This is a genomic window from Paenibacillus ginsengarvi, assembly GCF_003626695.1.
Taxonomy (GTDB): Bacteria; Bacillota; Bacilli; order Paenibacillales; family NBRC-103111; genus Paenibacillus_AB; species Paenibacillus_AB ginsengarvi.
Map to the genome: position 1 here is coordinate 1 of NZ_RBAH01000017.1, position 14,356 is coordinate 14,356.

Below are 14,356 nucleotides of genomic sequence, written 5' to 3' on the forward strand. Positions count from 1 at the left end.
GCCCGCTCGGTTTCGTTAAAGTGTTTTTTACTCATGTGCTCGCCCCCACTGTTAATTCCAGTATACAAAAAGGTACCCCTACACTAAACACTTTTTTCTAAGTGTCCAGAGTATGGGTACCAGTTTAATCGAAGCCCCTTTCCTTTCAACGCTCCTCGGCAAGTCCTCCGGGGGCGTATGACGATTTGCCTCTTTCTCGCAGCGAAAGCAGCTTTCGCACCGTCGTTTTCGCCAGGAACCAGAGAAGACGGAAGGCGCTATCCGCACCGTAAGCCACTCCGATCACGATAAACGGAACTGCAGGCGCCTTGTACCTGTACATGCTATCGATGAAAAATACGATGCAGAACGACAACACCGCCAGGACGAGCAGCCAAATAATCGATGCTTTCCGGAACAGACCGTTCCAAGCGGCCGCGGCGATTCCGAACAGGAACAGCCCCGTCGGGATCATGTTGATGCCGAATTTGGCGATCCCGCGTATCGTCGTCAAGTCGGTTTGTATCGCCCATCTGCCGAGAAAGGCGACCATCCGCTTCATATACAGGACAGAAACGTGATCCCAATTGTTGACGATAAAGCTGACCACAAGACTGTTCAAAACGTCGATGTCGTAATTGGGCTTGAACGGGTGGTCGAACGCAGAAGCTCTGTCGAAAACCCAGCCTTTGGCGTAAATGTTGTACAACACCATTTTGGCGTTTAACTGCATGGAAGCGATCAGCGTGTCTAGCTTGCCGGCCAGCAGCAAAACCAATTCGATGGCGACAATGGCGGCCGCCCCGCCTGCCAGCGGGAGCCAGCGTTTTTTGACGAACGCTCCGAGCACTCCTTTACGGAGATTGATAATAAGGTATAGACCCATAAATGCCAAAGCCATGATCCCGGTAGGCTTGAATAGCGCCAAATATACGGCGGATGCAATGAAAGCGGCCATATGCAGCCTTTTGCCCGTCTCCCGCCATTTCAGCATCAAGTAAACGCAGAGCAGCAGCAGGCTGATGAAGAAGCTGTCCGCCAAAATATACGTCGACCACAGTGTAATCGCCCATGTCTCGTAGCAGAACAAATAAGTAGCGATGATGGCGGTGAGCCGGTTGAACAACAAACGCGCGATGTGGTAGACGAGTATGACGCTCAGGCCGGCTACCAGTGCCTGAATGAACAGCACCTTCACAGGGTCCTTGAACAGATACATCAGCAGCGTAAGCAGCAGATTATAGCCCAGATACATCAGATCATTCATTCCGGTGCCGATCCCTTTACCCTCGATCAGCTTCTGGGCATAGGCCAGATACCATTTGGAATCATCCGATGTGGGAAAGCTCTGTCCCGGAGAAGCGAGAAAAAAGTAATAGTTCAATCTCACCTTGAGTGACAGCAGCACGAACGGGATAAGGATCAGCCAGTCTTGGACCGCAATTTTTCGGATCAGCCGGATCACCGGATCTTTGTACGTCGCGTAAAGCCGATGCATAGAGAACACACCCTATTCTAAGATAACCCCACAAAGTGGAGCCCAAGCTTCGAAGCTTATTCCAGATACTTTGCGGGGAGCCCCGAAACTTGAAAAAAGGATCGCATCTGTTTGACAGCGCTTGCAGTCATTATATCCGGCGGCTTTTACTGGGAAAATAGACAAATCGAAGTTGTATATGGACGATTACATACTGTTTCCCCACAAAGTGACGAGAAGCTTCGAGGTGCATTCTGATTACTTTGCGGGGACCCCTTGAAAGTGCAAAAAAACCCGCTTCCGGGGCCGGAAACGGGCTGAGTGATAGTTCCAATAAAATGCTTACCGCAGTCTCGATTGGGCGTACTCGGACGGCGATTGTCCGGTGATCTTTTTGAACACCCGGCTGAAATACAGCGGATCGGAGTAGCCTACTACGCTCGCCACCTGCTTCAGCAGCAAATCCGGCCGCTCGTCCATCATCCGCTTCGCTTCTTTGATCCGGAATTCCACCAAATATTCGAGAGGCGTCTGGCCCAGCTCTCGTTTGAACAGCACGCTTAAATAGTTGGGGACGAGGCCGAATTCGTGCGACAAGCTTTGCAAAGTAATCGTTTGCCGGTAGTTCGTCTTCAAATATTCCTCGATTTGTCCGACAATCGTATGCACTTGGACGGACTTGACCGACTGTTCCGGCGAATCGAACAGCTCGTGAAACAACAGCGAAACGTGATGCCTCAGCTCGGCATAACCCAGCGAATGCGAGACTAGCATTTCCAGATCGATCTGCCGCTCCAGTCCCCGGTCTCCAAGCTCGGCCAAAATGCGGAACAGCGTCTGCTGGATGACATACTGGGTCGCTTCTTCGCTCTCCCAGCTTGCCATGAGGGCGCTCAGCTCATCGGCGAACAGATCGAATCTCCGCTGCTCGATCACTTCCATGACCTTTGCCGTTTCACCAGCAAACTTGCGCGGTGTCTCCGCTTTTCTCAGACCGGACTCGCGCAAAAACGTCAGGCTCGATTTGCCAAATACTAGAACGCGCAGCAGCTCCTTGCGCATCCGGTTGCCCGCATCGTACAGCTGGCCGAGCGTCAGGCCGGAGGCGGCCACTACGGTAACGGGCTTCTTTCGGTTTTTGATCGCGCTTTGCAGCTTGTCTGTGAACGTCCGGAAGCGGCTGTCCGCCTCGGATCCGTCCGCCGCCAGCGCCACGAACCGTTCGTTCGGCCTTTCCCCGCTCACAATCCACATGCGCTGTTCCGGCTTTCCGCTCTCTGCGGAGCATTCGTCCAGCAGCGCCGACAGCTGCTGCCCGTCATCGGGGTACAGCTCGGCCCCCCCGTTCAGGAAAGGACCGAAACAGACAAGCAGCAGCGCAACCTTCAAGCCATTCAGCAAGGAGGGAGGGTTGTCCGCCGGAAATCCGCGCAGCAGCGCGCCGATAGCGTCTTGCTCCTGCCGTCTGGCCTGCTGTCCGGCCCGCTCCTCCAGCCTTTCGAGCAGCTCATGGAGAGCACCGGCCGTCACCGGCTTGAGCAAATAGTCCGTTGCGTTCATCAGCAGCGCTTCCCGGATGTATTCATAATCGGAATAAGCGCTGATGACCGCCGTCAGCAATCCCGGCTTCCTGCTCCTGGCTTCGCGGATCAGCGACAGTCCGTCCATTCTCGGCATTCTCATGTCGGTAAGGAGAATGTCGGGATCGAACTCCCGCATCAGATCAAGAGCTTCAACACCGTCGTACGCCTCTCTGACGGCATAACGATCGGCCCCCTTTTTCAATATCAGCTTCTTCAATCCGTTCAACAGCGCCACTTCGTCATCCACGAGCAATATGTTCAGCATCCGCGTCTTCTCCCGTCTTCATGCCCCAGTTTACGGAGGCTCCTCCGGCTTCGCCATTCGACAGCACGAAAGTTAGCTTGTCACCAAACGTATGATGCAGTCTCGCGTACGTGTTCATCACCCCAAGCCCGCCGCTTTGCGCGTATAGATCGAACGCCCCCGAGCGGTTCCGGTTCGCTTCGAACCGCTGCAAAAAGTCGCTCCCGAAGCCTCCCCCGTCGTCGCGGATGCCGACGCTCCAGCCGGACTCCGACACGGCAACGGCCAGCTCGATGCGCCAGGGATATTTTTTGCCCGCGAAGCCGTGCTTGACGCAATTTTCCACGAACGGCTGTACGACGAGCTTAGGCACCCGAATCGCGCTCAAATCTCCCGACAGGCTTACCTGAACGGAAAGATGATCCCGGTAGCGCATCTTCATAATATCGAGATAGCAGAGCGCGTGGTCAACTTCCTCCTTCAGCGTTACCAGTTCCTTGCTGTCATACGTAATATAGCGGAGCATCTGGACGAGCTCGCCCGTAATTTTCGGAATTTCATCGTTGCCGTCCTCCATCCCCAGCATGCCGATCAAGGTTAGCGTATTGTACAGAAAATGCGGATTCATCTGTGCCTGAAGCGCCAAAAACTGCGCCTGGAGCTCCCGGGACCGCGCCTCGACGGCAAGCTGCTTGGACTCCTCCAGCCGCTCCAGCATGCTTCTGAACGAATGATACAAATGAACGACTTCATTGTGCGTTTCTTTGCCGTCCACATTTGCGAACAGCCTGGCCAGTTGGACGTTCGTCTTCTCATCCCCGGGCAATTGCGCCATCGCATGACTGAGCCGGACAAGAGGCCTCGTCGTCCTCGCCGTAAAAAAATAAATCATCGTGAGCGAGGCAAGCGACAGTCCTCCGGCAATCGCGGCCATCCAGTATCCGGTTTCCCTCACCGGCTTCAGCAGCAGATCCATCGGCTGGGCGACGACAATCCGCCACCCTCCGTGGCTGAATCGGCTTTCCGCGGTCACATAAGGGCCGGAAGGCATAACTCTCTCCTCGGACGGATAAATGATCTCATCGTTATCGTCGTACACTGTGACATGTTTACCGTTCGTCGTAAAGTTTCCTTTGAAAAGCATCGCTTCCATGTAGGAGAACGGAATCTGCACTTCAATGACCGTGCCGGGGACGGCGCCGCGAATGACGGACACGATCATTTTGCCTTTGGAATCCCAGTCGTCGCGGTGCGGGGGCAGGACGAGCATCGGCTTGTTCTCGACATCGTCAAACCACGTCAAGCTGGTTATTCTTTTTTTCGCCTGATCTTTATTTAAGGACGAAGCGCCGAACGTAAGGAACGTCCCGGAATCTTTAATGATCGAGATCCGGTTGAAGCTGTCTGGGTCCACATCCAGATCAAGCCTCATTTTATTGAAAATATTAATCACTTTGCTGTTGGAATTCGCATCCGGCGTCTCCTTCATCCAATTCTCGATGGACGGATTGGCCAGCGTATTCACCGCCAGGCTGTCCGCCGCAACGATGACTTTATCGAGCTGCTCGGCAAGTGTGTTCACTTCCAGATCGAACGCTCTGGACAGCGTCTGATAAGCGATCGACTTATAGTACCGGTACAGCACGAAATTGGACAGCGGAACGACCAGAATGATGATTAGCGAATAAATAGCAAACAAACGGGTCGGAAAACTCCACTTTTGCAGCATCGCTTACGGCTCCTTTATACCGGATATCCGCATTTTAACACCGACCTGCCAAAACTGTAAAACAGTTTGTACCTCGGTGCTTCCGCGAATACCGGGCCAGCAGCAAAAAGATCGGAATCGCCAATACGGCGGTCCCGATCCTCTCCTTGCAGCCTATAACCTTAATCGCTCCTTACAAAATAGGCGAAAGCAAACGCGCGCACGATTCGAGGAACCGCTTGTACAGCGGCCGGTTGCGGTACTTCTCCTCTGTTAGCAGCTCGCTGTTCATCAGATCGTCCAGGAAAATGCGCTGCAGCTTAGTGGCGGTATCGGTGTCGAACAACACGGCATTCACTTCAAAATTCAGCTTGAAGCTGCGCAGATCGATGTTCGCCGTTCCCACCGAAGCGATCCGGCCGTCGACCACGATCGTTTTGGCGTGCAGAAACCCTTTGGAATACAAGTAACATTTCACCCCGACCGACAGCAGCTCGCCCAAATACGAGGTCGAAGCCCAATAAACGAGCGGATGATCCGGCGTGCCCGGCAGCATGAGCCGCACGTCCACTCCTGAGAGGGCGGCCATTTTGAGCGCGGTCATCAAGCTTTCGTCGGGCACGAAGTACGGGGTTTGAATCCAGACGCTTTGCCTCGCGGCGTGAATCATTTTGATATACGCTTTTTTGATTTGCTCCTTCTCGTTGTTCGGCCCGCTGGCTACAATTTGCATGCCTACCTTACCCGGGTGCACTGCCGCCGGGAAATAGGCGGTCATGTCGGAGATTTGCTCCACCGACGACAGATTCCAATCGAGAACGAACTGCATCTGCATCTGGAACACGCTGCCGCCGCATACTTTCAGATGCGTATCCCGCCAATCGCCGAAGCGCTTGTCCAGCCCCAAATATTCGTCGCCCACGTTCAAGCCGCCGATAAAGCCGCAAGTTCCGTCGATGATCGCCAGCTTGCGGTGATTCCGGTAATTGACGCGAAAGTTGATGTACGGAATTTTCGAAGGGAAAAACGCCGCCACTTTCCCGCCGGCCTGGATGAAGGAGCGAAAGTACTTTTTCTTCAGCGCGGAGCTGCCGATCGGGTCGTACAGGAAGCGAACCTGCACGCCTTCCCTTGCCTTCGCGGCCAGCTCTTCGATCAGCCTGCGGCCGAGCCCGTCATCCTTCACGATGTAATACATCAGATGGATATGATGCTTCGCTCCGCGGATGTCCTCGAACAAGGCCTCGAATTTGCCGCTTCCTTCCGTGAAAATGTCCACATGATTATCCTGCGTGTAAAGCGACCGCCCGCTGCACAGATTCATGTAGATCATATCCTGGTAGTGGATCATGGCGGGATCGTGGAAATGAATGTGCCGGATTTCCCGCTTTTGCCGCTCGACCAGATGTTCGATGAACTCGCGCTGGTCCTCCTTGATTTTGTATACTTTACGCCGGCTGAGGTTCTGCCCCAGGAACAAATACAAAATGAACCCGACGCCGGGCAGCAAAAACAGCACCATCAGCCAGGCCCAGGTCGCGCCGACATTGCGCCGTTCGAGAAAAATGACGGTGGCGGCAAACAGCAGATTAAACAAAAAAAGCAGCGATGACAAGTTTTGCAGCGTGAACATGACGGCATAATCCTCCAAGCGATTGTATACGGAAATTTCCGGGGAAATATCCGGAACGGTTCGGGACGCACCCCGTCTCGGCTTTTATTCCTCCGGTGGCCTGAAGCGCAGTTGCAAATAGCCGTACAAATTAACGACGATGATTTTGGCGACGGCGTACACAGGAACCGCCAGCAGCATGCCGAGTGGTCCGACCAGACTGCCGACGACAAGCAGCAGCAGCAAAATCGTAAGCGGGTGAATTTCCAACTGCTTGCCCATAATTTGCGGGGAGATCAGGTTGCCTTCGATTTGCTGGGCGATGATGCATACGATAATGACCTTCACGACCATAAACGGCGAATCGACCATCGCGACCAGAATGGCCGGAACCGCGGCCAGAAAAGCGCCCACGTATGGAATGACGTTCGTAATCATCGCAGCAAGCGCCAGCAGGAAAGCATAATCGATGCCGATGATCAAATAGCCGAGCAGGCACAACACCCCGACGACGAAAGCGACGATAATTTGTCCGCGTATGTACAGGCTGACCGTTTCGTCCATTTTGGACAAAATTTGCTTGACGCTTCCTTTGTGCGTTTGCGGCAGCAGCTTCAGCAGGCCGTCGCGGATTTTATCCCCGTCCCTGAGCAGATAGAACAAGATGAACGGAACCGTAACGGCCAGAAAAAAGACGTTGGCCACAAAGCCGATGACCGTCTTGAAATTCGAACTGAGCAGATTCAGCCCGATTACGAGATAATCGGACGCCTTCTCCGACAGCTTGTCGAAATCTACGTTGAAGCTTTCGGTAAACCGCGTGAACCATTCGCTCTCCGTCAGCTCCTGGCCTTTGCTGATGGCGGTCTGAATCAGCCCCGGCATGCTGTTAATCAGCTCGGTAAACTGCCGCTTCAGCACCGGAGCGACGAATATGACGATAATCGTCATCAGCAGCGCGAAGAACAAATAAACGACCAGAATCGCAAGCGATTTGGGCAGCTTTTTCTCAGTAAGAAAATTCACCAGCGGACGAAACAAATAAAATAAAATACCGGAGATGAGAATCGGAGAAAACAACGTCTGAACAAGCACCTTTAGCGGGTAAAAAATAAAGCTGATTTTCACGCCGACCCAAACGATCAGGAACACAAGAAGTATGCCGTATCCGATACGGAAAAATTTCGATTGTGGCACCGTATCTCACCAACCTCTCTCAACTCACGAAGATAAAGCCTATGTCGCTTTCATTATAACAGGTAACCGGAGCTAATTAAACGAACCCGGCAAGCGAAAAACAAAAACCCGCCAAAACTCCGGAGAGCGTACGACGGGTTATTGCCGCTTCTTGCGATTGGCGATGCGTTAGCCGCCGCTTATTTGCCGCTTACGCTTGCTTGCCGAGCGGGAACGGACGAGGCGGACGGCGAACGGAACTGCGAGAAATAAACGAAGGTCACAACGATCACGAGCGCAAGCAGCAGCACCAAAATGTTGCTGTACAGCAGCCCCGCCCCCGGAGCGAACGGATTCAGCCGAAAGCCGGCGGACTCGGCGTCGAGCGCCTTGCCGATCAGCGTCGTCGACGTTGCGCCGGCGATAAAGTTCAACATCGCGAATATGCCCATACCGACGCCGACCTGCTCCTTCGTCAGCGTGCGCGATATCGTGTTGGACATCGCGATCTGGATGAACGATTGTCCCACCGTGCCGAAAATCATAAAACAGGATATCCAGACCGCAGACATGCCGACAACCGACGACAGCGCCGCAAAGCTAAGCATAATCAGACCGGACGCAATCGCAAACAAATACCGGTTGCCCTTCTCGTCGGCCAGCTTGCCCCCTCTTTTTCCGAGCAAGGCGGCGCATATCGCCGAAGGAAACAGGACGAACCCGACGGCAAGCGGCGATAAATGATTCAGTGCCGCCAAAAATTGCGGGGCCATAAACGGCAAACCGAAATTCAGCCCCGTGAGCACGAAGGCGATGCACAGCCCGAGCGTATACGATTTGTTGCGGAAAATGGCCGGCTGCACGAACGGTTCCGCGGCGGTGCGGATTCGCAGCAAAAACAGCAGCAGCAGCAAAACCCCGAGCCCGCCCAGAAGGAGGCTGCTCTTCGTAATCGCAAGCAGCAAAGACGCTACTGTACCGGCAAGCATCAAGCCGCCAAAGTAGTCGATACTGCGCGCGGTTCCCGTCTCATTGTCCAAATATTTGCGGAAAAACGGCAATACGAAAATGGCGAGAATCGAGAGCGCGAACAAGTACCGCCAGCTGACAAGCCCCGATACTACTCCGGAAACGATCGGCCCGAGAGCCGCGCCGAGCGCCAAACCGACCGCTGTCGTGCCGAGCGCCCGCCCGCGCTTCTCCGGCGAAAAGTAACGGACCGGCACGATCATCGCCGTAGCGGGAATGACCGACGCCCCGGCAGCTTGAAACAGTCTCCCGGCGATAACCATCCAGAACTCCGTAGCGGCCAGCCCGACGACCGAGCCAAGCGCGAAGGCGATCAAGCCGTACGTAAGCAAATCTTTCAGCCTGTATTTGTCCGCCAGCTTGCCGAACGTAACCGAACCGATCGCGTAAACGATCATGTAACCGGTCAGCATCCAGCCAACCTGCGACGGCGTCAGATCGAATTCCGCCCGAATGACAGGCAGCGCCACATTAAACATCGAAGCGTTCATGACAGATAGGATCAGCGTAAATACCAGTACGCGCAGCAGCTTATCGGCTTGCTGTTCCCGGCTTAATAACTTTGGTTCCATGTACGTCCCACCTTATCATCTTTGTTTCCGCGATTTTGTTACATTATAAACTTTTTAAACTTGTATGTATAGTTAATTTATTTTAAAAAACGCAAACAAATTCGCACCCGCGAACGGATGCGAATCGGATTTTAATAGAAGAATGGCTTTAAAGCACACTGGTTTATTTCAAGCGGGATAGCAGCGTACTCTCCACCGTTTCGCGCAGCTGCGGGTATTGATTCGTCAGCTCGGTAAAGCCGCTTCGCCTCAAGGAGAGCACCGTCGTCGGCTCCACCGCCGTGACGGTTGCCGTTCGCGGGATATTCCGCAGCAAAGCGATTTCTCCGAAATAATCGCCGTCCTGCAGCGTCGCCACCTTCTCGCCCCCTCGCGTAATCGCTACCGTTCCGCGAACGATGATGTATAGCTTGTCGCCTTCGTCGCCTTCGCGGACGATCGTTTGACCGGAAACGTACGCTTCCGAGGCGAATAACGACGATACCGACTCCAACGCTTCCATATCGATTCCTTGCAGGAACGGCAGACGACTGAGCCGCTTGCCGTCGATTTTCGCGTGAAAGCCGTCGCCGGACAGCGTAAATCCATTCTGCTTATCCCACATCTCCCGGTACAAGCCGTCCCGGCCAAGCAGCTCTTCGTGACTGCCCGCTTCCACCACCTGACCGTCCTTGAATACGACGATCGGATTCGCCTGCTGAGCCGAGGAAAGGCGATGCGTAACCATCACAATCGTACGCTGCCCCTTCATCCCGGTGATCAGCTCGTTAATGTCGGCTTCCGTAGCCGGGTCCAGCGCGGATGTCGCTTCGTCCAGCAGCAGGATCGACGGCCTCCGAATCAGCGCCCGGGCGATCGATAACCGCTGCCTTTGGCCTCCGGACAAGCTCCCTCCCTGGCCGGTTATGACCGTATCGTAGCCGTTCTTCCACTTCAGGATCGTCTCGTGGATGGCCGCTTCCCGGGCCGCGCGGATCATATCCGCCTCGGTTGCCGTATCCGCGCCGGCGAGCAGATTGTGCCGGATCGTGTCGTTGAACAGAAACGTGTCCTGAAACACGACGCTCATCTGCCCGCGCAGCTCGGCTTCCCCGACGTCCCGCAGATCGACGCCGTCCAGCGTAATTCGCCCCCGCTTCGGATCGTAGAACCGGAGCAGCAGCTCAAGCGCCGTGCTTTTGCCCGAACCGCTCGGCCCGACGAACGCCGTCAAGCTCCCAGCTGGAATATTCAGCTCGATATCGCTCAAGGCGGCTGCATCATCCGTGTAGCCGAAGCTGACCCCCTCATAACGGATTTCCCGCGAAACGGGCGGCAGCGCGACCGGCTGCTCCGGTTCCTCGACCGAAGGGCGGTGCCGCATCACTTCATCGATGCGGCTATAGCTCACTTTCGCTTCGATCACGAGCGGAAGGACCATCGCCAAATTCGACACCGAAGTGCCAAAGCTCATAAACAGCGTCAGAAAAGCTACAAAACTGCCAATCGACAGCTCGTCCTGGAAAATGAGATAGCCGCCATAACCAAGCATAATGCCGTTCAACCCTAGCAGGCCGGTAACGGGCAGCCGCTCGAGCAGCGAATTCGTCAAGCTTTGCCGCAGGCCCAGCGTAAACAGCGAACGGATATGGGCATGGGCACGCTGCTTCATCACCGCTTGCAGCGCGAGTCCACGAATCGTCTTGTAACCCTTCAGATGCTCGTCGATCGTATTCGCGAACCGTTCCTGTTCTTCCTTCACCTGCCGATTGAACCGTTCGGCGCGGCCTTGAAGCAAGCGCGGGCCGATAAAAACCAGCAGCGTGCCGCCTATCATCGCCAGCGTCAGCTTCCACTGCAATTGAAACAAGAGGGCAAGCCCTACGACGCCCCCGATGCCTTCCTTCAACGTATAAGGAAACGAGAACGAGATGAGACGTTCCATCGCGCTTATATCGGATGTAAAGCGGGTAATCATGTCGCCGGACCGGTAGCCGGCAAAAAACTCGGGAGCCTGCTTCTGCATCTGGCCAAACAAGCCGCTGCGAATCCGCTCGACGATATGTCCGCTCAGCCGGGACAGCGAGTAGTCGCCTCCGATGCCGGCGCCGACGCTAATCAGTCCGCTCGCCAGCATAATCGTCAGAATCAGTACGAACAATGCTGCATTTTTCGGCGTAAACGCTTCATCGATCATGTATTTCAGGCTGAGCGGGGACACCATCGTGTAGGCGACTTCGAGCAGGATGCCACAAATGACGAACACGGAAAGCCATTTATGGGCGGAAGCGTATCGAACTATTTTACTTATCATGGACCGCTTAATCGCCGCCTCCTCGGAACCTTGTACCCGTGTCGTCGTCACGGAATACGCCTGTATTCAGTAGCCGCAGGCAAACTGCGAACCGTTGTTCTTTCTAGCATACATGAGTTTCACCGTACGGTAAATAACAGAACAGTCCGGAAATAACCCCACAAAGTGGAGCCAAGGCTTCGAAGCTGGGGGCTCCCCCGAAAGTAATCGGATTAAGCTACAGTTGTTACGTCACTTTCGGGGGAATAGATTATTCCAAATACTTTGCGGGGAGCCCCGAAACTTATGAATTCTAGCAGTAAAACAAAAGAAAGCCTCCTGGAGCGGATCACGCCGTCCGGAGACTTCCCTTCGCTTTCGGTTTTCCCTTACATCCGTTCCTCACGCCGTAGTTACTGCGATTCCGAGCTGCTGCAGCTGGTTCATCATCTCGCCGCTGATATACCGGTCGGTGACCAGCGTGTCGACCTGATCGAGCGAAGCGACAAACGTAAAAGCTTGCGAGCCGAATTTGCTGGAGTCGGCGAGCAGAACGACTTGGTCCGCAATGCCGATCATCTGCTGCTTCACACGCGCCTGCAGCTCGTTCGGTTCGCTGATTCCCCGCTCCAGGTGAACGCCCTTGCAGGACAAAAACACTTTATCGACATAATACGAACCGAGCGACCGCTCCGCGAGCGGGCCTACATAGGAGAGAGAACGGGAAGCGAGTATGCCGCCGGTCGAGATTACTTCGATTTTTTCTTTGGAAGCGAGCTCTGTCGCCACCTTGATCGAGTTGGTCAGTACCGTAAGCGGGATGTCCGGCAGCTGCGCGGCCATATACCAGGCGGTCGAGCTGGCGTCCAAAATAATCCGCTCGTTCGGCGCGATCAGCTTGATCGCTTCCTCGGCGATACGCCGCTTCTCCTCGGCATGCGTCACTTCGCGCTCGAAATAAGGAATTTCCGGCTGCGCGTCCTTGACGCTCACCGCGCCGCCGTGCGAACGGCGAAGCCTGCCGGCCTGCTCCAGCCGGTCGAGGTCGCGGCGAATCGTCTCTTCGGTTACGTTGCACAGTTCGCTCAGCTCCGTTACCCGGACGCTGCCTCTCTCGCTCACCACCTGCACAATTTTCTCGTACCGCTCCGCGACCAGCATAGCGTTCCCTCTTTCAATCGAAGTTTAGTGCAAGGCCTAAGATAGCCGTACTCTGTTCCGGAAGGTCAAGCGAGTCCTGCGAGCGACTGGAATCGCCCGTACGCGTCTTCCCACGCTTCCCGGCGGGCCGGTTCATAGGTGACGACCGGGAACGAGTCGCGGATCACCGAGCGGGCTTCCCATATATCGGAGAAGTCCCCTCTTGCAATCCACTGCACCGCCAGATTGCCGATCGCGCTCCCTTCCGCCGGACCGGCCCATACCGGCTTGCCGATGGCCGCCGCCGTCCAGCGGCACAGCAGCGTATTGTGAATACCGCCGCCGACCATATGCAGGCCTCCGAAGCTTTGACCCGACAGACGCTCGGTTTTTTCAAGCACATAGCGGTATTTTAACGCCAAACTTTCCAAAATACAACGGACGACGGCTCCCGTCCCTTCGGGAGAACGCTGACCGGTTTCCCGGCAGTAGGCCGCGATGCGTTCCGTCATGCCGCCCGGGGCAAGGAACCGCGGATCGTCAGGGTCGATCCAGGCGGCGAAGGCTGGCGCCCGCTCGGCTGATGCCAGCATTTCCTCATACGAGTACGTTCTGCCGTCCCGCTCCCACTCCCGCTTCGTTTCCTGCAAAATCCACAAGCCCATAATGTTTTTCAGCAGCCGGTACGTGCCGTAGGCACCGCCCTCGTTCGTAAAGTTCAGCTCCAGCGCTTGCTCGCTCAAAACCGGCTGCGGCACCTCCGTCCCCATTAGCGACCACGTCCCGCAGCTCAAGTAGGCGAACGAGCGCTCGGACGCGGGCACGGCCACCACGGCCGAACCGGTGTCGTGCTCCGCTGCCGCGATAACGGGCAACTGCCCGATGCCGAGCTCCGCCGCTACTGACGGAAGGAGTTGCCCGGCCGAATCGCCGGGCTTAGCGACGTGACCGAAGAGCGAGGCGGAAATGCCGATCCGCTCCAGCAGCTCGGTATCCCACCCGCCGGCAAGCGGGTTGAACAGCTGCGTCGTTGTCGCGTTGGAAAACTCGTTTATCGTTTCACCGGTCAAAAAGTAACGCAGCAAATCCGGTATCATCAGAAACCGCCGCGCTTCCCTCAGCAGCGGACTGTTCGCCTGCTTCATCGCGGCAAGCTGGTAAATCGTGTTGAAAGGCAAAAACTGAATGCCGGTGCGTGCGAAAATGTAGCTGCGCGGGATGCTCGCAAACAGCTTCTCCATCAAACCGTCCGTATGCGAATCCCGGTAATGGTACGGGTTGCCGAGCAGTTCCCCGTCCGCGCCGAGCAGACCGAAGTCAACCGCCCACGAGTCGATCGCGAAACTGACCGGGATGTCTCCTTTGATTTTCGCCTTGAGCAGCGCCGCCTTCATCTCGTGAAGCAGCCTTAGAATATCCCAGTACAACCGCCCCCCGGCCTGCACCGGATCGTTCGGAAAGCGGTGAAGCTCCTCCGTTACCATGTTGCGGTCCGTCAGCCGGCCGAGCAGCGCCCGGCCGCTGCCGGCGCCGAGATCGTATGCGAGAATGCTCGCCATAATGG

9 protein-coding genes are annotated in these 14,356 nt (G+C 55.4%); all 9 read right to left on the reverse strand.

The window, feature by feature from the left end:
• Positions 1–145: 145 nt before the first annotated feature.
• Positions 146–1,477, reverse strand: a complete 1,332-nt coding sequence (locus D7M11_RS21465; RefSeq protein WP_120749317.1) for a glycosyltransferase family 39 protein — start codon at positions 1,475–1,477, stop codon at positions 146–148.
• Positions 1,478–1,798: 321 nt separating this feature from the next.
• On the reverse strand, positions 1,799–3,304 hold the full coding sequence (locus D7M11_RS21470) for a response regulator transcription factor (protein ID WP_120749318.1): 1,506 nt from the start codon (positions 3,302–3,304) through the stop codon (positions 1,799–1,801).
• Positions 3,279–5,012, reverse strand: a complete 1,734-nt coding sequence (locus tag D7M11_RS21475) for a sensor histidine kinase (RefSeq protein WP_120749319.1) — start codon at positions 5,010–5,012, stop codon at positions 3,279–3,281. The genes D7M11_RS21470 and D7M11_RS21475 overlap by 26 nt, the downstream gene beginning before the upstream one ends.
• A gap of 172 nt (positions 5,013–5,184) precedes the next feature.
• On the reverse strand, positions 5,185–6,624 hold the full coding sequence (cls, locus tag D7M11_RS21480; protein WP_120749320.1) for a cardiolipin synthase: 1,440 nt from the start codon (positions 6,622–6,624) through the stop codon (positions 5,185–5,187).
• Positions 6,625–6,708: 84 nt separating this feature from the next.
• The gene (locus D7M11_RS21485) at positions 6,709–7,800 is read right to left on the reverse strand and encodes an AI-2E family transporter (protein ID WP_120749321.1); all 1,092 of its coding nucleotides are present in this window, start codon (positions 7,798–7,800) and stop codon (positions 6,709–6,711) included.
• 179 nt (positions 7,801–7,979) lie between these two features.
• Positions 7,980–9,380: an MFS transporter gene (locus D7M11_RS21490; protein ID WP_120749322.1), complete on the reverse strand. Its 1,401-nt coding sequence runs from the start codon at positions 9,378–9,380 to the stop codon at positions 7,980–7,982.
• A gap of 163 nt (positions 9,381–9,543) precedes the next feature.
• Complete coding sequence (locus D7M11_RS21495; RefSeq protein ID WP_120749323.1) at positions 9,544–11,673, reverse strand: ABC transporter transmembrane domain-containing protein; 2,130 nt, start codon at positions 11,671–11,673, stop codon at positions 9,544–9,546.
• A gap of 381 nt (positions 11,674–12,054) precedes the next feature.
• The gene (locus D7M11_RS21500) at positions 12,055–12,813 is read right to left on the reverse strand and encodes a DeoR/GlpR family DNA-binding transcription regulator (RefSeq protein ID WP_120749324.1); all 759 of its coding nucleotides are present in this window, start codon (positions 12,811–12,813) and stop codon (positions 12,055–12,057) included.
• 65 nt (positions 12,814–12,878) lie between these two features.
• Positions 12,879–14,351 (reverse strand): rhamnulokinase, encoded by a 1,473-nt coding sequence (locus D7M11_RS21505; RefSeq protein ID WP_120749325.1) that lies wholly within the window; start codon positions 14,349–14,351, stop codon positions 12,879–12,881.
• Positions 14,352–14,356: the final 5 nt, after the last annotated feature.

Excerpts from the sequence above, each read along its gene's own strand:
- D7M11_RS21505 (WP_120749325.1), bottom strand. The coding sequence starts at position 14,351 with ATGGCGAGCATTCTCGCATACGATCTCGGCGCCGGCAGCGGCCGGGCG.
- D7M11_RS21490 (WP_120749322.1), bottom strand. The coding sequence starts at position 9,380 with ATGGAACCAAAGTTATTAAGCCGGGAACAGCAAGCCGATAAGCTGCTG.
- cls (WP_120749320.1), bottom strand. The coding sequence starts at position 6,624 with ATGTTCACGCTGCAAAACTTGTCATCGCTGCTTTTTTTGTTTAATCTG.
- D7M11_RS21495 (WP_120749323.1), bottom strand. The coding sequence starts at position 11,673 with ATGATAAGTAAAATAGTTCGATACGCTTCCGCCCATAAATGGCTTTCC.
- D7M11_RS21475 (WP_120749319.1), bottom strand. The coding sequence starts at position 5,012 with ATGCTGCAAAAGTGGAGTTTTCCGACCCGTTTGTTTGCTATTTATTCG.
- D7M11_RS21500 (WP_120749324.1), bottom strand. The coding sequence starts at position 12,813 with ATGCTGGTCGCGGAGCGGTACGAGAAAATTGTGCAGGTGGTGAGCGAG.
- D7M11_RS21470 (WP_120749318.1), bottom strand. The coding sequence starts at position 3,304 with ATGCTGAACATATTGCTCGTGGATGACGAAGTGGCGCTGTTGAACGGA.
- D7M11_RS21465 (WP_120749317.1), bottom strand. The coding sequence starts at position 1,477 with ATGCATCGGCTTTACGCGACGTACAAAGATCCGGTGATCCGGCTGATC.